The 21386-nt window shown below is 71.9% G+C and carries 17 protein-coding genes, 2 pseudogenes and 1 riboswitch; of the genes and pseudogenes, 11 read left to right on the top strand and 8 right to left on the bottom strand.

Features of this window, described 5'->3' with window-relative positions; all coding sequences use genetic code 11:
• Positions 1-5 precede the first annotated feature (5 nt).
• Complete coding sequence (locus tag ACGFNH_RS22260; protein ID WP_393656297.1) at positions 6-740, bottom strand: isocitrate lyase/phosphoenolpyruvate mutase family protein; 735 nt, start codon at positions 738-740, stop codon at positions 6-8.
• Complete coding sequence (locus ACGFNH_RS22255) at positions 737-1237, bottom strand: carboxymuconolactone decarboxylase family protein (RefSeq protein WP_393656295.1); 501 nt, start codon at positions 1235-1237, stop codon at positions 737-739. The genes ACGFNH_RS22260 and ACGFNH_RS22255 overlap by 4 nt, the downstream gene beginning before the upstream one ends.
• A 46-nt stretch (positions 1238-1283) precedes the next feature.
• On the opposite strand from ACGFNH_RS22255, the pseudogene ACGFNH_RS22250 reads away from it, so the two are divergent.
• The 4 genes and pseudogenes from ACGFNH_RS22250 to ACGFNH_RS22235 form a co-directional block, all read left to right on the top strand.
• Positions 1284-2915: pseudogene (locus ACGFNH_RS22250) on the top strand (PLP-dependent aminotransferase family protein); the annotation flags it as partial.
• Positions 2916-3498: 583 nt separating this feature from the next.
• The gene (locus tag ACGFNH_RS22245) at positions 3499-3915 is read left to right on the top strand and encodes a hypothetical protein (protein ID WP_393656293.1); all 417 of its coding nucleotides are present in this window, start codon (positions 3499-3501) and stop codon (positions 3913-3915) included.
• 8 nt (positions 3916-3923) lie between these two features.
• Complete coding sequence (locus ACGFNH_RS22240; protein ID WP_393656291.1) at positions 3924-5240, top strand: glutathionylspermidine synthase family protein; 1317 nt, start codon at positions 3924-3926, stop codon at positions 5238-5240.
• A gap of 104 nt (positions 5241-5344) precedes the next feature.
• Positions 5345-6712 (top strand): phytase, encoded by a 1368-nt coding sequence (locus tag ACGFNH_RS22235; protein ID WP_393656872.1) that lies wholly within the window; start codon positions 5345-5347, stop codon positions 6710-6712.
• Between the two features lie 626 nt (positions 6713-7338).
• On the opposite strand, the gene rocD is transcribed toward ACGFNH_RS22235, so the two are convergent.
• Positions 7339-8544, bottom strand: a complete 1206-nt coding sequence (rocD, locus tag ACGFNH_RS22230; protein WP_393656289.1) for an ornithine--oxo-acid transaminase — start codon at positions 8542-8544, stop codon at positions 7339-7341.
• 114 nt (positions 8545-8658) lie between these two features.
• Positions 8659-8750: riboswitch (ZMP/ZTP riboswitch) on the top strand.
• Positions 8751-8788: 38 nt separating this feature from the next.
• Between rocD and glyA the strand changes: the two genes are divergently transcribed.
• Entirely contained in the window at positions 8789-10060 is a 1272-nt protein-coding gene (gene glyA / locus ACGFNH_RS22225) for a serine hydroxymethyltransferase (protein ID WP_393656288.1), read from the top strand.
• 353 nt (positions 10061-10413) lie between these two features.
• On the opposite strand, the gene ACGFNH_RS22220 is transcribed toward glyA, so the two are convergent.
• The 3 genes and pseudogenes from ACGFNH_RS22220 to ACGFNH_RS22210 all read right to left on the bottom strand — a co-directional run.
• On the bottom strand, positions 10414-11088 hold the full coding sequence (locus ACGFNH_RS22220) for a hypothetical protein (protein WP_393656286.1): 675 nt from the start codon (positions 11086-11088) through the stop codon (positions 10414-10416).
• Between the two features lie 716 nt (positions 11089-11804).
• The gene (locus ACGFNH_RS22215) at positions 11805-12434 is read right to left on the bottom strand and encodes a hypothetical protein (RefSeq protein WP_393656284.1); all 630 of its coding nucleotides are present in this window, start codon (positions 12432-12434) and stop codon (positions 11805-11807) included.
• Between the two features lie 347 nt (positions 12435-12781).
• Positions 12782-13441: pseudogene (locus ACGFNH_RS22210) on the bottom strand (RNA polymerase sigma factor); the annotation flags it as partial.
• Here ACGFNH_RS22210 and trpS point away from each other — a divergent pair.
• The 3 genes from trpS to ACGFNH_RS22195 all read left to right on the top strand — a co-directional run bounded on the left by trpS (position 13440) and on the right by ACGFNH_RS22195 (position 16537).
• Positions 13440-14453, top strand: coding sequence for a tryptophan--tRNA ligase (gene trpS / locus ACGFNH_RS22205; RefSeq protein ID WP_393656282.1), 1014 nt, complete (start codon positions 13440-13442; stop codon positions 14451-14453). The pseudogene ACGFNH_RS22210 and the gene trpS overlap by 2 nt on opposite strands.
• A gap of 218 nt (positions 14454-14671) precedes the next feature.
• On the top strand, positions 14672-15259 hold the full coding sequence (locus tag ACGFNH_RS22200; RefSeq protein WP_393656280.1) for a 2'-5' RNA ligase family protein: 588 nt from the start codon (positions 14672-14674) through the stop codon (positions 15257-15259).
• A gap of 306 nt (positions 15260-15565) precedes the next feature.
• On the top strand, positions 15566-16537 hold the full coding sequence (locus tag ACGFNH_RS22195) for a YihY/virulence factor BrkB family protein (protein WP_393656278.1): 972 nt from the start codon (positions 15566-15568) through the stop codon (positions 16535-16537).
• On the opposite strand, the gene ACGFNH_RS22190 is transcribed toward ACGFNH_RS22195, so the two are convergent.
• On the bottom strand, positions 16440-17732 hold the full coding sequence (locus tag ACGFNH_RS22190) for a D-alanyl-D-alanine carboxypeptidase family protein (RefSeq protein WP_393656276.1): 1293 nt from the start codon (positions 17730-17732) through the stop codon (positions 16440-16442). The genes ACGFNH_RS22195 and ACGFNH_RS22190 overlap by 98 nt on opposite strands.
• A 110-nt stretch (positions 17733-17842) precedes the next feature.
• Here ACGFNH_RS22190 and ACGFNH_RS22185 point away from each other — a divergent pair, with 110 nt between their 5' ends.
• Positions 17843-18166, top strand: coding sequence for an SCO4848 family membrane protein (locus ACGFNH_RS22185; RefSeq protein ID WP_393656274.1), 324 nt, complete (start codon positions 17843-17845; stop codon positions 18164-18166).
• Positions 18167-18177: 11 nt separating this feature from the next.
• On the top strand, positions 18178-19719 hold the full coding sequence (locus ACGFNH_RS22180; protein WP_393656272.1) for a metallophosphoesterase: 1542 nt from the start codon (positions 18178-18180) through the stop codon (positions 19717-19719).
• Positions 19720-19938: 219 nt separating this feature from the next.
• On the opposite strand, the gene ACGFNH_RS22175 is transcribed toward ACGFNH_RS22180, so the two are convergent.
• Positions 19939-20481: an HD domain-containing protein gene (locus ACGFNH_RS22175; RefSeq protein WP_393656270.1), complete on the bottom strand. Its 543-nt coding sequence runs from the start codon at positions 20479-20481 to the stop codon at positions 19939-19941.
• Positions 20482-20691: 210 nt separating this feature from the next.
• Between ACGFNH_RS22175 and ACGFNH_RS22170 the strand changes: the two genes are divergently transcribed.
• Positions 20692-21369 carry an NADPH-dependent FMN reductase gene (locus tag ACGFNH_RS22170; protein ID WP_393656268.1) on the top strand — a complete coding sequence of 226 codons (678 nt, stop codon included), beginning with the start codon at positions 20692-20694 and terminating at the stop codon, positions 21367-21369.
• Positions 21370-21386: the final 17 nt, after the last annotated feature.

The raw sequence follows: 21386 nt of genomic DNA, 5'->3' as shown, positions 1-21386 counted from the left end.
AGTTCTTAGGAGAGGGCCGCCAACTCCCCTGCCAGGCGCGAGATGTCCTCCGCGATCCGCTTCTGCAGACCGCCGCCGAAGGTGATCCGGGTCGCGCCGAGAGCGCCCAGTTCGCGCGGTGAGGGATGCCCTCCGGGCGACGCCAGGGCGTTGAGCGGCCCGCCGATGCCCGCCGCCAGCTCCGGGAGCAGACCGGACGGCGCGAGGATCGGGTACACGCAGTCCGCGCCCGCCTCCCGGTAGAGCCGCCCCCGCTCGATCGCCGCCCCGGCGTCGGGGGTGCCGCGGAGGAAGGTGTCGATCCGCGCGTTGATGACGAGCCGGTCACCCGCCGCGGCACGGACCTCGGCCAGCCGGTCGGCGTGCAGGCGCGGGTCCTTGAGCTGCTGCGTGGCCGGGTCGGAGTCCTCCAGGTTGCAGCCCGCGGCGCCTGCCTCCAGAAGCCGTTCGACGAGTTCGGCGGGCGCGAGCCCGTAGCCGTCCTCGATGTCCGCGGACACGGGGACGTCCACGGCTCGTACGATCCGCGCGATTGCCGCGAACATCGCGGCGGGCGGTGTGTGGCCGCCGTCCTCGTACCCCAGCACCGCCGCGACCCCCGCGCTCGGTGTCGCCAGGGCCGGGAAGCCCGCGTCGGCGAATGCGCGGGCGCTCACCGCGTCCCACGGGCCGGGCAGGACGAGCGGGTCGCCCGCCTCGCGGCCGTGGTGCAGAGCGCGGAACGCCGCCGCGGCGGTCATGCGAGGTCCTTCTTCAGGTCGCCGGGCTGGTAGGTGCCCGGTACCGAACGGGTCGTCACGGCGATCCGGTTCCAGGCGTTGATGGTGAGGATCAGGCCGATGAGATGGGCGAGTTCGGTCGCGTCGAAATGCTCGGCCGCGCGGGCGTAGACCTCGTCGGGGACGAACCCGTCGGTCAGCACGGTGACCGCCTCGGTGAGGGCGAGGGCCGCCCGCTCCTGCTCGGTGTAGTAACCGGGCGCCTCCTCCCAGGCGGCGAGGAGGTGGAGGCGGTCCTCGCGCTCGCCCATGGCACGGGCGTCCTTGGTGTGCATGTCGAGGCAGAAGGCGCAGTGGTTGATCTGCGACGCGCGGACCTTCACCAGCTCGGCGATCGTCGGGTCGACGCCGTTCGAGGCGGCCGCGTCGAGCCGGACCATGGCCTTGTAGACGTCGGGGGCGAGCTTCGCGAGGTTCATCCGCGGGGCGTGGGCGCGGGTGGTTTCGTTGATCGTCATGCCCTCACCTTAGGGACCTATTGACCCAGGAGTATGGTCCATTTCCATGGAGGAAACGTGGGCCAATTTCGGGAGTGACCTGCATCTGGACCTTCCGGCGGGCGGCACGACGGGCGTACGTGCGGCGCTCATCGGCGCACTGCGGGACGCGGTCCGCGGCGGGCGGCTCGCTCCCGGGACCCGCCTGCCCTCCTCGCGCTCCCTCGCCGCCGACCTGGGGCTGGCCCGCAACACGGTCGCCGACGCGTACGCGGAGCTCGTCGCCGAGGGCTGGCTCATGGCACGGCAGGGCTCCGGTACGCGAGTGGCGGAGCGGGCGACGGGGCGGACGACGGGGGCGAGGGCGGTACCGGCGCGGGCTCCCCACACCGGATCCGCGCGGCCGCGCGGACGTGCTGCGGGCCCTGGAGGAGGCGGCGGGCCGCGCTCTCCGGGCGGAGCATCGCGTTCCGCCCCGGGCGGCGACCGTGGCGGAACGCGCGCAGCGGCATCGGGCGGAAGCGGACGCGGACCGGGTCCGGGCGGAGGCGGACCGGGTCCTGGTGGGGGCGTACCGGGTCCTGGCGGAGGCGGACCGGGTCCTGGCGGGGGCGTACCGGCGCGGGACGGGGGCGCACCGGCGCGGGACGGGAGCGGGCGCGTCGGCAGGGGCGTACCGGCCCCTGGGCCCGGCCCGACCGCAGGACCGGCCCACCGTACGCACGCCGCCCACAACCTTTTCCCCGGGTCGCCCGACCCCGGCTCGTTCCCTCGCACCGCCTGGCTCGCCGCGGCGCGCCGGGCCCTACAAGCCGCACCAGGACAGGCCTTCGGATACGGCGACCCACGAGGTCGCCCCGAACTGCGCGAGGCCCTCGCCGGCTATCTCGCGCGGGCGCGCGGCGTCCTGACCGACCCCGAGCGGATCGTCGTCTGCTCCGGCTTCGTCCACGGGTTGCGGCTGCTCGCCGAGGTACTGCGGCGGTCGGGCACACGCCGTATGGCCGTCGAGGGCTACGGGCTCGACATCCATCGCCGCATCATCACCGGCGCCGGACTCCGTACGCCCCCGCTGACCGTGGACGAACGGGGCGCGCGCACGCAGGACTTGGCGGACCTGCCGGGAACGGGGGCGGTGCTGCTCACACCCGCCCACCAGTTCCCCACCGGAGTGCCCCTCCACCCCGAGCGCCGCGCCGCCGTCGTCGACTGGGCGCGCCGGACCGGCGGGCTGGTCGTCGAGGACGACTACGACGGCGAGTTCCGCTACGACCGGCAGCCGGTCGGCGCGCTCCAGGGCCTGGACCCGGAGCGCGTCGTCTACGTCGGCACCGCGAGCAAGAGCATCAGCCCCGGCCTGCGGCTGGGGTGGATGGCACTGCCGGAGCACCTCGTCGAGCCGGTGGCGGAGGCGAAGGGCGGCGTCGAGTGGCAGGCGAGCGCGATCGACCAGCTCACACTGGCGGAGTTCATCGCCTCCGGGGCGTTCGACCGGCATCTGCGGGGGATGCGGCTGCGCTACCGGCGCCGCCGCGACCAGTTGGTGTCCGTCCTCGCCGAACGGGCCCCGCACATCCGGGTCACCGGCATCGCGGCCGGCCTGCACGCCGTACTCGAACTCCCCGAGGGTACCGAGCGGTCCGTCATCGGCGGCGCCGCAGCCTGGCACGGTCTGGCCCTCGACGGGCTCGACCGCTACCGGCACGAGGACCTCGGAGCGGGTGGGGGAGGGGCGGAAGTCGGCGCGACGCGCGGTGGGCATCGGCGTCGACTCCGACCAGTACCAGCAGCCCGGTCTGGCCAAGTACAAGGACTCGATCCTGACCTCGGCAGCGGGGCGGGGGACGACGCGAACGGGCGCGGCGGGGCGGGGGACGACGCGAACGGGCGCGGCGGGGCGGGGGACGGCGCGAAGGATCATGGCGGGGCGGGGGACGGCGCGAAGGATCATGGCGGGGCGGGGGACGGCGCGAAGGATCATGGCGGGGCGGGGGACGGCGCGAACGGTCGTGGCGGGGCAGGGGCCGTCACCGATGCCCTCGTTGTCGGCTACGGCACCCCGCCGGACCACGCCTTCTCGGGAGCCCTCGACGCCTTGTGCGACGCACTGCCGTGATCCTGTGCGACGTCCGCTGCCCATGACGCCGTGCGACCTCCGCCGAGTCGGCTTCCGCGCGCCGGCCGGCCGGTGCCCGGTGCGGAGACCCGGTGTGCGGCAGTCCCTCACCGCCCCTAGGATGACCGGGCTCAACTGGACATGAAACAACGGGGGTTGAGGAAAAATGACGGACATGCGACGCAGGCTGCGCTCCGGCACGGTGATTCTCGGCGGTATGGGCGCCCTCGCGGCGGCACTGACCGCATGCGGCTCGGAGCCCGACAAGCGGTGTGTTGACCGGGACAGTTACCAGATCACCAAGGGCTACCGGGTCGTCGACTCCGACGAGTGCGAGAGCGGCGGCAGCCAGAAGAGCGGCCGGAGTGCCAAAGGCAGGAGCAAGAGCCGCAAGGTCGTGACCGGAGACGCCGACTGGTACTACGGCGGCAAGGAGAAGAAGGGCTGGGCCGAGGGCGGCTCGTTCACCGAGGATTCCAACAGCTCCGGCAGTTCGAGCGGTTCGGGCGGTGGCTCGTACGACGACTCGGACGTACACCGCGGCGGCTTCGGCAAGGGCCACGGCGGCAGCAGCGGCGGCTGATCCCCCATATGCGGCGTCACACCATCGCCCCGCGCCCCGACTGGCAGCCGATCGTCGAGGAACAGGGGCTCATCTATCCGCTCACCCGCTACCCGGACGGCTCGCTGCGCCCGTACTGGGACGAGAGCGCGTACTACGTGTTCTCCCTCCCCGAGGTCGAGGCGCTGGAGGAGGTCGTCGAGGAACTGCACGCGATGTGCCTGGCCGCGGCCGCGCACATCGTGGAGGCCGACCGCTTCGCCGACCTGGGCATCGACGACCCGCGGCTGGCCGCGCGCGTGGCCGACTCATGGCGGCGGCGGGACGAACAGCCCAGCATCTACGGCCGGTTCGATCTCCGTTACGACGGCACCGGCCCGGCGAAGATGCTCGAGTACAACGCCGACACCCCCACCTCGCTGGTGGAGGCCGCGAGCCCGCAGTGGTTCTGGATGGAGGACCGGTTCCCCGGGGCCGACCAGTGGAACTCGCTGCACGAGCGGCTCGTGGCCGCATGGAAGCGGCAGGCCGCGCTGCTCCCGCCGGGCGCCCCGGTGCACTTCGCGCACTCGGCGGGTGACGAGCTCGGCGAGGACCTGATGACCGTGGCGTATCTGCGGGAGACCGCGGAACAGGCCGGTCTGCAGACCGAGTCGATCTCCATGGAGGACATCGGCTGGGACCGGCTCTCCGGCCGCTTCGTGGATCTGCGGATGCGGTTCATCCGGAGCTGCTTCAAGCTCTACCCGTGGGAGTGGCTGGTCGCCGACGGGTTCGGCCCGGACGTCCTGGACACCCTGGACAACGGCGGCGGCACCGGCAGCACCCTGTGGATCGAGCCCGCCTGGAAGATGCTGCTCTCCAACAAGGCGCTCCTGGCGGTGCTGTGGGAGCTCTACCCCGGGCACCCGAACCTGCTGCCCGCCTATCTGGACGGGCCGCGGGAACTCGCCGGCGCGACGGGCTACGTCGCCAAGCCCCTGCTGGGCCGGGAGGGCGCGGGGATCACCCTGCACGAGCCGGGCGCCGCACCCGTCGTACGCGACGAACCCTGCTGCTACCAGGAGTTGGCGCCGCTCCCGGACCTGACTGCCGCGGGGGACGGGAGGGCTTCGGGCAGCGGCAGGGGGTCCGGCTTCACCGGAGACGGTTCGGTGGGCGCGCCGGCCGACGGTTCGGCGGGCGGGACGGGGGACGGCCCGGTGGGAGAGAGCCCTGCGGGCGGGAACCATGTGGTGCTCGGCGCCTGGGTCGTCGAGGGCGAGGCGGCGGGTCTCGGCATCCGCGAGTCGGCCGGCCCGGTCACCGACGAATACGCCCGCTTCCTCCCGCACGTCATCCTCTGAGGTGTCTCTCTTTCCCTTGTGGTCTTTGCGCGTTCACCGTCTGCTCCTACGGTTCGAGAGTTTGTCCGAACCCGAGGAGAACTGTGACGCCCACGAAGCAGAGAATCGCAACTCCCAGGAACGGCGCGGTCCTCGCCGCCCTGCTGCTGACCGCCCTGGCGGCCCCGACCGGGGCGCCGGCGGCGGCACAGGGGCCCGGAGGCGCTGACGCGGCGCCGCAACCGGCGCGGGTCACCGCGGCGGCGGAGACACCCGCGGTCCACGACGACGAGGAAGGCGGCAACGCCAACGCCGACGACCCGGCCGTCTGGGTCGACCCCCAGGACTCCGGGCGCAGCATCGTCGTCAGCACGCTCAAGGAGGCCGGACTCGACGTCTACGGCCTCGACGGCGAGCGGCTGCAGCACATCGCGGCACCGCCCGCGCCCGGCGAGGGCACCGAGCCCGGCCGGTTCAACAACGTCGACATCGTCTACGGCGTCGAACTCGCCGGCCATAAAACGGACTTGGCGCTGGTCAGCGACCGTGGCCGGGACCGCGTACGGGCCTACGCCATCGACCCCCGCGCCGTCCGCACCGGCCGGGCGCCGCTGCGCGAGGTCACCGCGGCCGATGCCGGGCCGGTGTTCTCCAAGGACGAGGGGGACGTCGACGAGCAGCGCACGGCGTACGGGCTCGCCGCCTACACCCACGACGGCGACGCCTATGCGGTCGTCTCGCGCCGCTCGGAGACCCGTCTGAAGCTGCTGAAGCTGAAGGACGCGGGCGGCGGCAAGGTCGGCTACACCACCGAGGACTCACTCGACCTGCCGGGCGCCTTCACGCTGCCCAACGGCAAGCGGTGGGAACCGTGCGCCGACCCCGGCGACCACGCCCAGGTCGAAGGCATGGCCGTCGACCTGGAGGAGCGCGTCCTCTACGCGGCCCAGGAGGACGTGGGCCTGTGGCGGATCGACCTCGACGACGAGAAGTTCGACACCCCTGAACTCTTCGACCGCGTACGGGAGTACGGGGTGCCCTGGACATACGACAGCGCGGAGGAGGAGTGCGTGATCGACACCGCCCACGACCCGGGCTACGGCGGCAAGCACCTCCGGGCCGACGCGGAGGGCGTCACCGTCTACCACGCGGGTGACGGCAAGGGGTACGTGCTCTCCTCCAGCCAGGGCGACAACACCTTCGCGGTCTACGGCCGCTCCGGCCGGAACCCCTACCTGGGTGCGTTCGAGATCGCGGGCGGCCCGGCGGCCGACGGCGTCCAGCACTCCGACGGCTCGACCGTCGTCAACGTCCCGTTGGGGCGGAGCTACCCCAAGGGGCTGCTGGTGACCCACGACGGGGAGGCCGAGCCGGCGGACGGTGACCGGGAGACCACCAACTTCAAGTTCGTGCGCTGGGACGCCGTTGCCTCGGCCTTCCCGGACGACCTGATCGTGGACACCGCGTCGTTCGACCCGCGCGACACCGACTGACCGGGCCGCTCAACGGGGGGCCCGGCGGGGGACGGAGAACTGCCCGCCGGGACCCGCTGTACTCCGCCGTCGATACCGACGGGCCTCGCCGATCCCCCGACCTCGGGGGATCGGCCGGGACAGGGGGACGGCCGGGACAAGGGGTCGGCCGGCCCGACGGGACGCGAGTGAGGGTGCCGGGGGGGAATGACCTCCCCCCCGGCATCGCTGGGGTGGCTGACCAACTCCTCCCCGGCACCGCAGCCGCCGACTGCCCGGACGCGTCGGCCGCTCAACCCCGGCCCCCCGGCCCCCCGGCCCCCCCGGCCCCCCGGTCGCCCGTGAGGGTGGAGGGACGCGGTGGCGGAGCAGTACGGTGCGAATCAACTCGCCTAATGCCGTGGCCGGTTGAGGCATGCCGCCCCTCAGCCCGAGCCCGGGCTGGTTGAGCTGCTGCCCCTCAGCCCAGGCTGGTTGAGCTTGGCCATTCCTCCGCCGTGGCCGACCGGGGCTTTGCCCTCAGCCGTGGCCGGGGCTTTTGGCCGCGGCCGTGGCCGTGGCCGGGGCTTTGCCCTCAGCCGTGGCCGTGGCCGGCCGAGGCTCGATCACAGCCGTGGCCGGTCGAGGCTCGGGCCCCTCGCTCCCGCTCAGCCCTGCAGAACAGCCCTGAGCCGGTCCAGGCCCCAGTCCAGGTCCTCCTTGCTGATGACCAGCGGCGGGGCGATCCGGATGGTGCTGCCGTGGGTGTCCTTGACCAGTACGCCCTGGTCCATCAGCTTCTCCGAGATCTGCCGCCCGGTGCCGTGGGAGGGGTCGATGTCCACACCGGCCCACAGCCCCCGGCCGCGTACCGCCTCGACCGCTCCGCCTCCGACCAGCAGGCCCAGTTCGGCATGCAGATGGTCGCCCAACTCCGTGGCCCGCTGCTGGTACTCCCCGGTGCGCAGCATGGCGATCACTTCGAGCGCGACCGCGCAGGCCAGCGGATTGCCGCCGAACGTGGAGCCGTGCTCGCCGGGGCGGAAGACGCCCAGCACCTCCTGGGAGGACACCACGGCCGAGACCGGGACGACACCGCCGCCGAGTGCCTTCCCCAGGATGTACATGTCGGGCACGACGTCCTCGTGCTCGCACGCGAAGGTCCTACCGGTACGGCCGAGGCCGGACTGGATCTCGTCCGCGATGAACAGAACGTTCCGCTCGCGGGTCAGCTCCCGCACGCCGGAGAAGTAGCCGGCGGGCGGCACCAGGACGCCGGCCTCGCCCTGGACGGGTTCGAGCAGCACGGCCACGGTGTTGTCGGTCACCGCGGCTTCCAGCGCCGTCAGATCGCCGTAGGGCACGATCTCGAACCCGGGGGTGTACGGGCCGAAGTCGGCGCGCGCCTCGGAGTCGGTCGAGAAGCTGACGATGGTGGTCGTACGCCCGTGGAAGTTGTTGCGCGCCACGACGATCTTCGCCTGGCCGTCCGGGACCCCCTTGACCTGGTAGCCCCACTTGCGCGCGGTCTTCACCGCCGTCTCGACGGCCTCCGCGCCGGTGTTCATCGGCAGCACCGTCTCCATGCCGCACAGCTCGGCGAGCTGCGTGCAGAAGTCGGCGAACCGTTCGTGGTGGAAGGCCCGCGAAGTGAGCGTCACCCGCTCGAGCTGGGCCTTTGCCGCGTCGATCAGCCGGCGGTTGCCGTGGCCGAAGTTGAGCGCGGAGTACCCGGCCAGCATGTCCAGATAGCGCCGTCCTTCGACGTCCGTCATCCAGGCGCCTTCGGCGGAGGCGACGACCACCGGCAGTGGGTGATAGTTGTGCGCGCTGTGCGCCTCTGCGGCGGCAATGCTGCGTTCCGTACTCGTCACGGCGGTGCTCCGTTCGGTGTCGTGGCGGTTCGCTGCTCATTTCTATCGTCGCTCGGGCGGATTGCGAAGAAACCTTCCAGAACTGCTCCCGTACCGCTCAGGCAATAGACTGTGCGCGCACACTGCGACTGGCGCGCGTGGAAACGACCACGAGGGAGCAGTGCGCGGACATCCCCCACGAGGTGCCGCCCGCCTGGGCACCCCGGGTTCGCGAACCGACATACGGATCGACCCGGAGGACGCCGTGACCGTGTCCCTTTCCCATCCCGCCCTCTCCGCCGCGGACCCCGAGCTGGCCGCCCTCGTCGCCGACGAGGAACAGCTCCAGGCCGACACCCTGCGGATGATCCCCAGCGAGAACTACGTCTCCCAGGCGGTGCTCGAAGCCACCGGCACCGTACTGACCAACAAGTACAGCGAGGGCTACCCCGGCCGTCGCTACTACGAGGGCCAGCAGAACATCGACCCCGTCGAGCGCCTCGCCGTCGAGCGGGCCAAGGCGGTGTTCGGCGCCGAGCACGCCAACGTCCAGCCCTACTCGGGATCGCCCGCGAACCTTGCCGTCTACCTGGCGTTCGCCGAGCCCGGTGACACCGTGATGGGCATGTCCCTCCCGATGGGCGGCCACCTCACTCATGGCTGGGGTGTCTCCGCGACGGGCACCTGGTTCCGCGGTGTGCAGTACGGGGTGCGGGCCGACACGGGGCTGACGGACTTCGACGAGGTGCGTGAACTGGCCCTCAAGGAGCGGCCGAAGATCATCTTCTGTGGCGGTACCGCCGTCCCCCGCACCATCGACTTCGCCGCCTTCGCGGAGATCGCCCGAGAGGTCGACGCGGTTCTGGTCGCCGACATCGCGCACATCGCCGGGCTGGTCGCGGGCGACGCCCACCCCTCTCCCTTCCCGCACGCCGACGTGGTCTCCACGACCACCCACAAGACGCTGCGGGGCCCACGCGGCGCCATGCTCCTCTCCCGCGAGTCGAAGGCGAAGGCGCTCGACAAGGCAGTCTTTCCGGGGCTCCAGGGCGGTCCTCACAACCACACCACCGCCGCCATCGCCGTGGCCCTCCGCGAGGCCGCACAACCCTCCTTCCGCGACTACGCGCACTCCGTGGTGGCCAACGCCAAGGCGCTCGCCGAATCCCTGCAGGAGCACGGCTTCGAACTCGTCTCGGGCGGCACGGACAACCACTTGATCCTGATGGACCTCACCCGGAACGGCGTGCCAGGGAAGATCGCCGCGAAGGCGCTCGACCGCGCCGGGATCGTCGTGAACTACAACACGGTGCCCTTCGACCCCCGCAAGCCGTTCGACCCCTCGGGCATCCGCATCGGCACCCCGTCGCTCACCTCCCGCGGACTGGGCACCGACCAGATGCCCTTGGTCGCCCAGTGGATCGACCGGGGCGTCGCCGCGGCCGGCAACGGGGACGAAGCCGCCCTTGCCAAGATCCGTGCCGAGGTCCGCGACGTGATGACGGCCCACCCGGCACCGGGCCTCCCCACGGCCTGACCGCACCTGCCCCTCGACGACAGCTCTGACCTGGTGCGGTCGCGACCTGACGGGAACCCGACCCGATGCCGACCGAGTTCTGGTGGTGGTGGCGGCCCCGTGGTCGCCGTGGCCCGATGACGGTCGCGACCGCATGCGGCCGTGACCTCCGGGCCGCCGTGAGCTGACCTCAGTCGCGGTCATGCGGTGGCGGGGGTCGGATGGTGGTCCGGTGCGACACCGGCCGCCGCGGACTCGCCACGACGGTCGCGGCAGGGCCGGGGCTTCTCTCCCGACGGGTGGGGCAGACCGGAGCCGCGTCCCGATCTCGCAGAGGCGCTGACGCGCGACCCGATGGAGGAGTGTCCGGTGCGTCAGACGTCGAGGAGCCGGTGGTGTATCCCCGGCTGGGCAAGGCTGCGGCGGATCACCCAGCGCCGTAGGAGCACGGTGCCGCCGCAGCCTATGCCTATGCCCGCCGCGAACCCGGGCACCGTCCACCACCCGTCCATACCGCCGGAACCCGGCGCGACGGCATGCATGGCTCCCCCCTCCATGGCCTCGGCCCTGCCCCAGACGGGACGTCCCTTCGCGCCCATCAGCCCGAGATCGCCGAGGAGGGCGCGCAGTTCCTGCGGCCTCTCGGCCGCGTGCCAGAAGCCCGTGTCCGTGGAACGCGGGGCCGAGCCCCTGCCGTTGGAGACCGTGCGGATCCACACAGCCCCGGACTTGTCGTCCGCGTAGATGCCGTCCGTGCGCCACACGGACACATCACGCACCACCCAGCTCACATTGATCTGTGGCCCGGAGGCACCTCCGGTCTCCTCCAGGCTCGGTGGGCGCTTCCGCTCTCCCTCGGCAGGGCCGAGAAGCCGCTTCAGCGTTCTGTACCGCTCCGTGTCCACCGGAAGTGCCGTCGCCTCGCCTGTCGCTTGTGAGGTGACCACCACGCTCGTCCGCCCGACCGCTTCCGCCGGCGCGGAGCAGATGAATAACGCGGCAAGCGCTGCCACTGCCGTGGTGCCCGCCAGCTCGACGAAACGGCGCATGATTCCCCCCACCCACGGGTGCGGCCCCTCCGCACCACGTCACATCTGGTACACCCCTCGGACCCGCCAGGTTCCCGATTCGGGAAACTCCGCCCCAACTCGCCCAGTCCGGTTCAGGATTGGTCCGACGCGGGGCCTCGAATCGTTTTCGGGCACGCTTCACCGACCCCACACCCTTCACTGCGCCAACGGCGCCGATTTCAGCACCGGACGTCCCACAGCGGCCCATTCGGCCCACGCCCGAACGGCTCCGCCCCTTCCGAGCGGAAACCTCGGCACCCAAGGAGTGCCCGCCCGGACAACCCCGGCAGACGTTCTGCGCGGCGGCTCTCGGCCCAACTGTGCTGCTGTCATTAGCCGTTGGACGCATCTCTGTTCGTCGCCGTGGCGCCGCGGCCCGCCCCGCCGCGGCCCGCCCCGCCGCGGCCCGCCCCGCCGCGGCCCGCCCCGCCGCGGCCCGCGACCACCCCGCGCGGCCACGACCTCCCCGCCGCGGCCTACGACCTCCTCACCGCCGCGGCCCGCTCAGGCGGGCCGCCGCCGGGACGGCCAGGGCGGCGCCCACGGCCCGCACAGACCGGTCGTCGTCACCATGCAGCGGTCAACTGCCGCCACTCGCACCGTCGTCGTGACCGTGACCGTGACCGTGACCGTGACCGCGCTCCGCGCCACGACCGCCACTGTTGTCAAGGACGCCGGTGCCGCAACTGCCGCCGCTACCGGTTCCGGCGCCACCGGTCCGCTCCACGACCCCGCCCAGCGTCGAAGTCGCCCACGTCTCGGGATAGGTCCGGTATCGCGGACGCGGGCTTGCCCACGAGGCCGGCGAGCACTCGCTCGACCATCGTCTCGGCGTCCACCGGCCGTATCGGGAAACTCCGGCTGAGCGCTCTCAACTCGTGCGGCAACTCGCCCGTCGACAGCTCCTGTTCGCCATGGCCACCCTCCTCCGGGACACAGTCACCCGCCCGCATGTCGTCCGTGCCCCGACCAGAGACGCCGGCCTGCACGTCGTCCTCTTCCCGGTCGCAGTTACCGGCCCGGACAGTGCCTGTGCCCCGGTCGCGTTCACCCGCCCGCATGTCGCCCGTGCCCCGACCAGAGACGCCGGCCTGCACGTCGCCCTCGTCCCGGTCGCAGTTACCGGCCCGGTCGCCCAGCTCGCAGGTATCGCCGCGGTCGCTCCGCTCGCCGCCCCCGCTCCGGTCAACTCGGCCCCCACCGCCCCCGCCGTCCCCACCGGGGTCAACTCGGCCCCCGTCACCCCCGCCCCCACCGGGGTCAACTCGGCCCCGGCCGGAGGCATTCAGGCCCTCGCCGCCACCGTCCTCGTCGTACTTCCTCACGGAGTCACCTCCCTCTCGCCCGGACCCTTGCGCTCCCGGCGCCCCTCGATCCCCGGATCGCCGCGTCCCCGGATTCCTGCTCACCCGCACCCGGCTCCCTCCGCCAAGTCCCGGCCTCCGCCAGATCTCGGGCCTTCGCCTGGCCCAGTGCCTCTCTCCGGGCCGGCGACTCGCTCAGCGCTCATTTCTCCTCTCCCGGGCGCCGTCCCGCTCCGCGGCCGGCTCCCTGTCCCAGGCCCCGTCCCTGTCCCAGGCCCCGTCCCCCTTCCGTGCCCGGCCCCCCTCCGCGGCCCCGTCCCCCTTCGCTGCCCCGCCCCTCTCCGCGGTCCTGAGCCGGCGCCGCCGCGGGCCCCGACCACGCCGTCCCTCGCCTCCAACGCCCGCTCCAGACGCCGTAGCGCACGGTTCAGCCGCGACTTCACCGTGCCCCGCGGCCAGCCGAGGGCCTGGGCCGTCTCCGCCTCGTCCAGGTCCAGCAGATACCGGTACGTCACCACCTGCCGCTGCTCGTCGCTCAGCCCGTCCAGCGCCCCCAGGAGCTGTGCACGCCGCTCGCCCGCCATCGCCGCGGCCGCGGGGTCCGCGGATTCCGGTATCGGCGGCTCGGCTTCCACCAGCACCGCCGCGCGATCCACCGCCGTACGGAGCCGGCGCGCCGATCGCACTGTGTTTCTCGTCTCATTGGCGACGATCTGCAGCAACCACGGCCGGAACGCGGCCCCGTCCCGGAAGCGCCCGAGCGACTGGTACGCCTTCAGAAAGGCCGTCTGCACCACGTCCTCGGCGTCCGAACCAGCCCCGAGCAGCACCGCGGTGCGGTGCGCGATGCGCGTGTGCGCCCGCACCAGATCCGCGTACGCCTCGCGGTCACCGGCTCGGATCCGGGCGATCACCATGGCCTCGCCGGCCGAGATGTCGATCACGCTACGGCCCCCCTCCCGCGTCCTCACACTTCTCCTACACCGGAGGCGGGGGATCGGTTCCGCACCTGAGAGAATGGGCCGCATGGCCTCTGATCGTCCCCGTGTGCTCTCCGGCATCCAGCCCACCGCAGGTTCGTTCCATCTCGGGAACTACCTGGGCGCGGTCCGGCAGTGGGTGGCGCTGCAGGAGACGCACGACGCGTTCTACGTCGTGGTGGACCTGCACGCGATCACCGTCCCCCAGGATCCGGCGGAGCTGCGCGCCAACACCCGCCTCGCCGCCGCCCAGCTCCTCGGGGCCGGTCTCGACCCCGACCGCTGCACCCTCTTCGTGCAGAGCCACGTCCCCGAGCACGCACAGCTCGGCTGGGTGATGAACTGCCTCACCGGCTTCGGCGAGGCCTCCCGCATGACGCAGTTCAAGGACAAGGCGGCGAAGCAGGGCAGCGACCGGGCCACGGTCGGGCTGTTCACGTACCCGATCCTGCAGATCGCCGACATCCTGCTCTACCGGGCCAACGCGGTCCCGGTCGGCGAGGACCAGCGCCAGCACATCGAGCTGACCCGGGACCTCGCGGAGCGCTTCAACGGGCGGTTCGGCCAGACCTTCACCATGCCCGACCCGTACATCGTCAAGGAGACCGCGAAGATCTTCGATCTTCAGGATCCGACGATCAAGATGAGCAAGTCGGCGTCCGCCCCGAAGGGCATCATCAACCTCCTCGACGAGCCGAAGCTCTCCGCCAAGAAGATCAAGAGCGCCGTCACCGACACGGGCGCCGAGATCGTCTACGACGAGGAGAACAAGCCCGGGATCAGCAATCTGCTCCGGATCTACGCCACCCTCACCGGTACGGGCATCCCCGAGCTCGAGCAGCAGTACCAGGGCAAGGGCTACGGCGCGCTCAAGACCGATCTCGCCGAGGTCTTCGTCGACTGGGTGACCCCGTTCCGGGCCCGCACCCAGGCCTACCTTGACGACCCGGAGACACTTGACTCGATCCTCGCCAAGGGCGCGGAGAAGGCGCGTGTGGTGGCTGCCGAAACCTTGGCTCAGGCTTACGACCGGGTGGGCTTCCTCCCCGCCAAACACTGAACAGCACCGATCACCACAGACCACTACCGATCACCTTCGACCATGACCGATACGGACATGGTCACCCGGCCCGTACGGTGCGTACGGGCCGGAGCCGGTAGCCCGCCCCATCACCCCGGAAGCCCCCACCTGGAGGCTCGCGGACAGGGCGGCGGACCCGGCACACTGGCACGGACGGCAGCGGCGCAAGCGACTGCACCAGCAGCAGAGGAGAGCGAATGGGGACCGTAACGCTCGGCGTTTCGATCGCGGTCCCGGAGCCCTACGGCAGCCTGCTCCAGGAGCGGCGCGCGGGCTTCGGGGATCCCGCCGCGTACGGCATCCCCACGCACGTCACGCTGCTTCCGCCCACCGAGGTCGATGTCGCCGACCTCCCCGCCTTCCGGCACCACCTGGCCCGGATCGCCGCGGACGGCCGGTGCTTCCGGATGCGGCTGCAGGGCACCGGCACCTTCAGGCCGATCTCCCCGGTCGTCTTCGTCCAGCTCGCCGAGGGCATGGGCGAGTGCGCCGAACTGCAGGAGCGGGTCCGTTCGGGACCGGTGCAGCGCGAGCTGCTCTTCCCGTACCACCCTCACGTCACGGTCGCCCACGCCATTGCCGAGGACGCGATGGACCGGGCGTACGAGGAGCTGGCCGACTACGCCGCCTCCTGGATGGTCACCGGCTTCGCCCTGTACGAGCAGGGCGGAGACGGCCACTGGCGAAAGATGCGTGAATTCCCCTTCGGCGAGAGCTTTCCGGCACCGGGAGTGCCCGCGCAGGCCTGCCCGGTGGATACTCCCGCGCACTCCCTGCGCCCCTGACGCCGACCCCTGACGCCGATCCCAGCCGCCGACTCCTGACGCCGACCCCTCCCGCCGATCCCTGATGCCGGCCCCTGACACCGACTGCTGATCCCGGCTCCTGACCTCCTGGCCCGGCTCGCCTGAGCCCGGTCGGCCCCGTACGGTAGGCGCCCGGCCCCCCAGCGTCCGCCCCGTACGCGCACATCGCACCTCGCATCCACACCCCGTACGCGCCTGCCCCCATGCCGCCCGCTGTGATCACCGGAAGGGGTGATTGCAGATCGGCATGGCACGCCCGCGCCCGGCCGGGGTAGGCGTCCCCGCATGGAGTGGCTCAGGAAGCTCCCCGTGATCGGGCCCGTCGTCGTAGGGCTGATGCGCACCCACGCCTGGCGGGCGTACGAGCGCCTCGACGCCGTGGCCTGGACGCGCCTCGCCGCGGCCATCACCTTCATCAGCTTCATCGCCCTCTTCCCGCTGATCACCGTCGGTGCCGCCGTCGGTGCCGCGCTGCTCAGCCAGAGGCAGCTCGACACGCTCAAGGACAAGCTCGCTCAGCAGGTCCCCGGGATCTCGGACCAGCTCGACCTCGACTCCCTCGTCGCCAACGCCGCGACCGTCGGACTCATCGCCGGTGTGCTGCTGCTCGTCACCGGTGTCGGCTGGGTGGGCTCGCTGCGCGAGTGCCTGCGCGCCGTGTGGCTGAAGGAGGAGGACCCGGGCAATCCCTTCCTGCTCAAGGCCAAGGACGCCGTCGTGCTGGTGGGCCTGGGCGCGGTCGGGCTCGTGGCCGCGGGCGGCTCGGTGTTCGCCTCCAGCGCCGTGGGGTGGGTCGCCGACCGGATCGGGATCGCCGAGGGCGGTGCCGGGCGGGTCCTGCTCGTCGTCGTGGGCCTCGCCATCTCCGTGATCGCCGACTTCGTGATGCTCGCCTATCTGCTGACCCGGCTCCCCCAGGTGAACCCCGGTCTCCGCGCGGTCCTGGTCGCCGGCCTCATGGGCGCGATCGGCTTCGAACTGCTGAAGGCGCTGCTGAGCGGCTATCTGCAGAGCGTGGCGACCAGGAGCATGTACGGCGCGTTCGGCGTGCCGATCGCGCTCCTGCTGTGGATCAACTTCATGGCCAAGCTGCTGTTGTACTGCGCCGCCTGGACGGCGACGCAGCACAACAGCCCGGAGACGGCCGATACGGCGGAGGTCAGCCCCGAGGACGGCGGCGGACCAGCTCCGGCAGCGGCCAGCGGCGGTGCACCAGCAGCGCAGCCCCCGCCAGAGCCACCAGAGCCGCCCCGGTGACGCCCAGCGCCATCCACATCCCGCGCGACTCCCGCCCCTGCGAGGCGGCGACCGAGGCGTTCGTACGGTGCCGAGGCGCCTCGCCCTTGGCCCCGGCGACCTGCTTGGCCGCGCCCTGCGGCGGTACCAGCTTGCCGACGGGTGCCACCTTGCCCGCCGCCTTGAAACCCCAGTCGAAGAGGCGCGCGGTCTCCTTGTAGACCTCGTTGTGCTCGCCCTCGGACGGGTTCATGACCGTCACCAGCAGGACCCGGTCACCGCGCTGGGCGACGCCGGTGAAGGTCGACCCGGCGTGCGAGGTGTAGCCGTTCTTGACGCCGGCGATCCCCTTGTAGGGCTCCAGGCCGAAGTCACCCGTCAGCAGGCGGTTCGTGTTCTGGATCCCAAAGGACTCACGCTTCTTCTTCTTGGTCTTCTTGTCCTTCTTCATCCCACCCGGGAAGTCCGCGGTGGCGGTCGAGCAGTACTCCCGGAAGTCAGGCTTCTGCAGCCCGGAACGTGCGAAGAGTGTCAGGTCGTACGCGCTGCTGACCTGGCCCTTCTCGTCGTATCCGTCCGGGGACACGACATGAGTGTCCAGGGCGTTGAGCTCCTGGGCGTGGGCCTGCATGTCCTGCACGGTCTTCTGCTTGCCGCCGTTCATCGCCGACAGCACATGGACCGCGTCGTTGCCCGAGCGAAGGAAGACACCCAGCCACAGGTCGTGGACCGAGTAGCTGTAGTTCTCCTTGACGCCGACCTGGCTGCTGCCCTCGCCCATGCCCTCCAGGTCGGAGGGAAGGACCTTGTGCTTCTGGTTCTTGGGCAGCTCGGGCAGGACCGTGTCCGCGAAGAGCATCTTCAGGGTGCTGGCGGGCGGAAGCCGCCAATGCGCGTTGTTCGCGGCGAGGATGTCGCCCGACTCGGCGTCGGCCACCACCCACGAGCGCCCGGAGAGCTTCTTCGGCAGCTTCGGAGCGCCCGGACCGAGCTGTACCTGCGTTCCCGCGCGGGAGAGGCGCTTGCCGCCGATCGACGACATCTTGGCGGGCGGCCTCGGTTGCTTCTCCTTCCCGTCCTGCGGCGCTCTGACGAGCGCGTGCGCCGGCGCGGCCGTCAGGGCCGGGAGCAGTGCCGCCGCAGCGACGGCGATCGCCAGGCGACGGCGCGCCAGGGAGGAGGGGGAGCGGCCGGAGGTGGTGAGGAATACGGGCACGCCGGTGAACGTACAGGGCGCCCCGTGGCTACGAGACACCGCGGTCCGCCTGCGGTGCACCTGGGCACCCCCGCGGCCGGTGCTCGCAACGGGCGGTGATACTGGAGCGTATGAAGCTTTCCCGCCCCGCGTCATGGTTCCTCCTCGCCTTCGGGGTGTGGAGCTGGCTCATCTGGATTACTTTCGTCAAAAACCTCTGGAACGACGCCAGTGGGCTCGCGTTCGACGATGCGGGTGAACCGACTGCGTACTTCTGGGTGCATCTTGTGCTCGCCGTGACGTCCTTTCTCCTGGGGACGGCCGTTGGGGTGATCGGGTTGCGGGGGCTTCGGGCCTTGCGTCGTGAAGGCGGTGCCGGTACGGATTCCGGAGCCGCTGCCGGCACGGATTCCGCGGGCGCGCAGACAGCGGGCCCGGCAGGGTCGGCGGGGTAGGGGAGCCGGGGATGGTGGTCGTGGTCTTCCTCCTCGTCCTGCTGGTCATCCTGGGCCTGCTGGGCGTCGTGCACTGGTACTTGTGGCGCCGGCTCGTACGGGACACGACCGCGCCGGGCGGGTGGGCGCGCCGGGCGGGCACGGTCGCTGTCGTAGTTCTTCCCCTGATCACCCTCAGTGCGCTCATCGGCGGCCGTGCCGGAGTGCCTTTCGCGCTGGAGCGGGTCCTCGCCTGGCCCGGCTATCTGTGGCTGGCGCTGGTCCTGTATCTGACGCTGGCTCTGCTCGTGGGCGAAGCCGTGCGGCCGGTGCTGAACCGTCTGCTCGCGGCCCGGGACGCCGGCACGAACGGGACCGCGTCCGCCGGGCCCGTCGCGCCCGCACAGGGCGCTGACGGTGCGTCGGCGGTGTCCCGTACGTCTGTGGCGCCGTCGCCCTCCACCACGGGCGCGCCCGCGGGAGGCGGCATTGCCGCATCGGCAACGGCCTCGGCCCCGTCCTCAACGGACGCACCCGCCGCGTCCGCGGCCCCGGCCGCACCGGACCTCACGGCGCCGCTCCCGTCCGCGGCGGCAGGTTCAGCGGCCGGTTCAGCAGCCGGCTCTGTGGCCTGCCCGGTGGTCGGTGAGGTCCGCGCCGAGACCCCTCCGGTCCAGGAGGCCGGGCTCCGGGAGAGCGAGCCCGGGGAGCGGGACGTCGCGAGCCCTGAGGAGCCGCGTGCCGTCAGCCGCCGTCTGTTCGTCGCGCGGAGCGTGGCCGCCGCCGCGACCGCAGTGGCGGCGGGGACCGTCGGCCACGGCGCGTACGACGTGCTCAACGGGCCCGCGGTCAAGCACGTGCGGGTGCCGCTCGCCAAGCTGCCCCGCAGCGCTCACGGCTTCCGCATCGCCGTCGTCAGCGACATCCACCTCGGCCCCGTCCTGGGACGTGCGCACAGCCGGCGGATCGTGGAGAGCATCAACCGCACCCAGCCCGATCTGATCGCCATCGTCGGCGACCTCGTCGACGGCAGTGTCGCCGACCTCGGTCCGGCCGCCGAGCCGCTGGCGGACCTCCGTGCGCGCCACGGCTCGTACTTCGTCACGGGCAACCACGAGTACTACTCGGGCGCCGCCGAGTGGGTCGACCACGTCCGCGAACTCGGCATCCACCCGCTGGAGAACGCGAGCAAGGAACTGCCGGGCTTCGACCTCGCCGGAGTCAACGACGTGTCCGCCGCGGACCAGGACCCCGGTCTGGGGCCGGACTTCGGGAAGGCGCTCGGCGACCGCGATCCGCGCCGCGCCTCCGTCCTCCTCGCCCACCAGCCCGTCGTCATCCATGACGCGGTGCGGCACGGCGTGGACCTCCAGCTCTCCGGCCACACCCACGGCGGCCAGCTGTGGCCGGGCAACTACGTTGCGGAGCTGGCCAATCCGACCGTGGCGGGACTGGAGCGGTACGGGGACACGCAGCTCTACGTCACGCGGGGCGCGGGCGCGTGGGGCCCGCCGGTGCGGGTGGGCGCCGAGTCCGACATCACCGTCGTCACGCTCGCCTCGAAGCAGGCCTGAGAGCCTGTTCGGTCCGGAGCCGGATACGTCCTGGACCTGACCGGCTCGGGACCTGACCGGTTCGGGACCTGACCGGTTCGGGACCTGACCGGCCCGGGTCGTGACCGGCCCGGGTCGTGACCGCTCAGAGCCTGACTGGCCCATGAGCGGGCCCGTTCATGCGCGGACTCGCTCAGGACCTGACCGGCTCAGGACCTGACCGGCTCAGGACCGACGCGGTCAGGCGTGGCGCTGCGCGGGCACCCCGTCCAGCAGCGCGGGGTTGATCCGGCGGACCACCGTCTCCAGCAGCTCCGGGTCCACGACCGGCCACAGCACCGTCCGCGCGTCCTCGTACTTCGCCGCCAGCCGGGCCCGCTGGTCCTCCGGGAGGACGGCGAGCCGGTCCGGACGGGAGTTGTGCGCGTTGTCCGCGATCTTCAGCAAGGACGCGTCCTCGTCGGCCGCGATGGTGCGGATCATGTCCCTGTACGTGATGCCGGGCTTCTTCGTCACCGCGTCGACCAGCGCCACCACCTCCGCCGGGACGCCCGCCGACAGCAGCCGGGCGAGGGTCCAGTCGGTGTCCTCGACGACGTCGTGGAGCAGCCCGGCCCGGGCCATGTGGTCCCCGGCGGGCACGAGGCCGTGGGCCACGGCGCGTACGTGCTCGATGTACGGCACCCCGATCTTGTCCGTCTGCCCGGCGTGCGCCGCGGCGGCGAGGGCGTCGGTCTCGGTGAGCGTGAGCGTCGGCGTGCGGGTCTCCTGCTCGTAGTGCATACGGCGGAGCTTAAAGCCTTACCCGCCGTATCTCTCCCTGTGTGACTTGACCTCAACCTTTCTTGAGGTTCCAGGCTGTGTGTCACGCGGCGGAACCCGGGGCCCCGACCGGCCCTTCCGTCCTGTTCCTGCCCGCGCCCGACAGCCGTACCGGGGCCCGATGCCCGCAGCACGCCGGCCCGCCCCCGACCTCCCGGAGAGAAATCCACCATGACCACCGACACCCCCAGCACCACCACCAGCACCACCACCACCGCTACGACCACCAGTACCGCTGTGCCCGTCAGCCCCCACAAGCAGCCCGAGACCCCCCTGCGTCTCGCCGTCGTCGTCGGCAGCGTCCGGGAGGGACGCTACGGCCCGACCGTGGCCGACTGGTTCGTCCGCCAGGCCGAGCCGCGCACCGATGTGCACGTCGACCTCGTCGACCTCGCCGAGACGCCCCTGGGCTCCGCCTCGCCCTCGCCTGCCCCGTCCTCACCCGAGGTCGCCGCCTCCCTCGCCGCTCTCACCCCGCGGCTGGCGGCCGCGGACGCCTTCGTCGTCGTCACCCCCGAGTACAACCACAGCTTTCCCGCGCCCCTGAAGAACGCCATCGACTGGCACGGTGCCGAGTGGCAGGCCAAGCCGGTCGGATTCGTCAGTTACGGGGGCCTCTCCGGCGGACTGCGCGCGGTCGAGCATCTGCGGCAGGTCTTCGCCGAGCTGCACGCCGTCACCGTCCGCGAGACGGTCAGCTTCCACGGCGTATGGGACCGGTTCGGGGAGGACGGGCTGCCCAAGGACGCGGAGGGTGCCAACGGCGCGGCCAAGACCATGCTCGACCAGATCGTGTGGTGGGCCGGTGCCCTGCGCGAGGCGCGCGCCGCCCACCCCTACGGGGCGTGAATCCGCCACGCCCCGAA

Origin of the sequence: Streptomyces sp. NPDC048639 (assembly GCF_043199075.1) — a bacterium.
Taxonomy (GTDB): Bacteria; Actinomycetota; Actinomycetes; order Streptomycetales; family Streptomycetaceae; genus Streptomyces.
The sequence above is the reverse complement of the archived record's forward strand: the minus strand, read 5'-3'. Positions and strand labels throughout refer to the sequence as shown.

Excerpts from the sequence above, each read along its gene's own strand:
- ACGFNH_RS22175 (WP_393656270.1), bottom strand. The coding sequence starts at position 20,481 with ATGCACTACGAGCAGGAGACCCGCACGCCGACGCTCACGCTCACCGAG.
- ACGFNH_RS22260 (WP_393656297.1), bottom strand. The coding sequence starts at position 740 with ATGACCGCCGCGGCGGCGTTCCGCGCTCTGCACCACGGCCGCGAGGCG.
- ACGFNH_RS22170 (WP_393656268.1), top strand. The coding sequence starts at position 20,692 with ATGACCACCGACACCCCCAGCACCACCACCAGCACCACCACCACCGCT.
- trpS (WP_393656282.1), top strand. The coding sequence starts at position 13,440 with ATGGCCTCTGATCGTCCCCGTGTGCTCTCCGGCATCCAGCCCACCGCA.
- ACGFNH_RS22185 (WP_393656274.1), top strand. The coding sequence starts at position 17,843 with ATGAAGCTTTCCCGCCCCGCGTCATGGTTCCTCCTCGCCTTCGGGGTG.
- ACGFNH_RS22245 (WP_393656293.1), top strand. The coding sequence starts at position 3,499 with ATGACGGACATGCGACGCAGGCTGCGCTCCGGCACGGTGATTCTCGGC.
- ACGFNH_RS22195 (WP_393656278.1), top strand. The coding sequence starts at position 15,566 with ATGGAGTGGCTCAGGAAGCTCCCCGTGATCGGGCCCGTCGTCGTAGGG.
- ACGFNH_RS22255 (WP_393656295.1), bottom strand. The coding sequence starts at position 1,237 with ATGACGATCAACGAAACCACCCGCGCCCACGCCCCGCGGATGAACCTC.
- ACGFNH_RS22180 (WP_393656272.1), top strand. The coding sequence starts at position 18,178 with ATGGTGGTCGTGGTCTTCCTCCTCGTCCTGCTGGTCATCCTGGGCCTG.
- ACGFNH_RS22220 (WP_393656286.1), bottom strand. The coding sequence starts at position 11,088 with ATGCGCCGTTTCGTCGAGCTGGCGGGCACCACGGCAGTGGCAGCGCTT.
- ACGFNH_RS22200 (WP_393656280.1), top strand. The coding sequence starts at position 14,672 with ATGGGGACCGTAACGCTCGGCGTTTCGATCGCGGTCCCGGAGCCCTAC.
- ACGFNH_RS22240 (WP_393656291.1), top strand. The coding sequence starts at position 3,924 with ATGCGGCGTCACACCATCGCCCCGCGCCCCGACTGGCAGCCGATCGTC.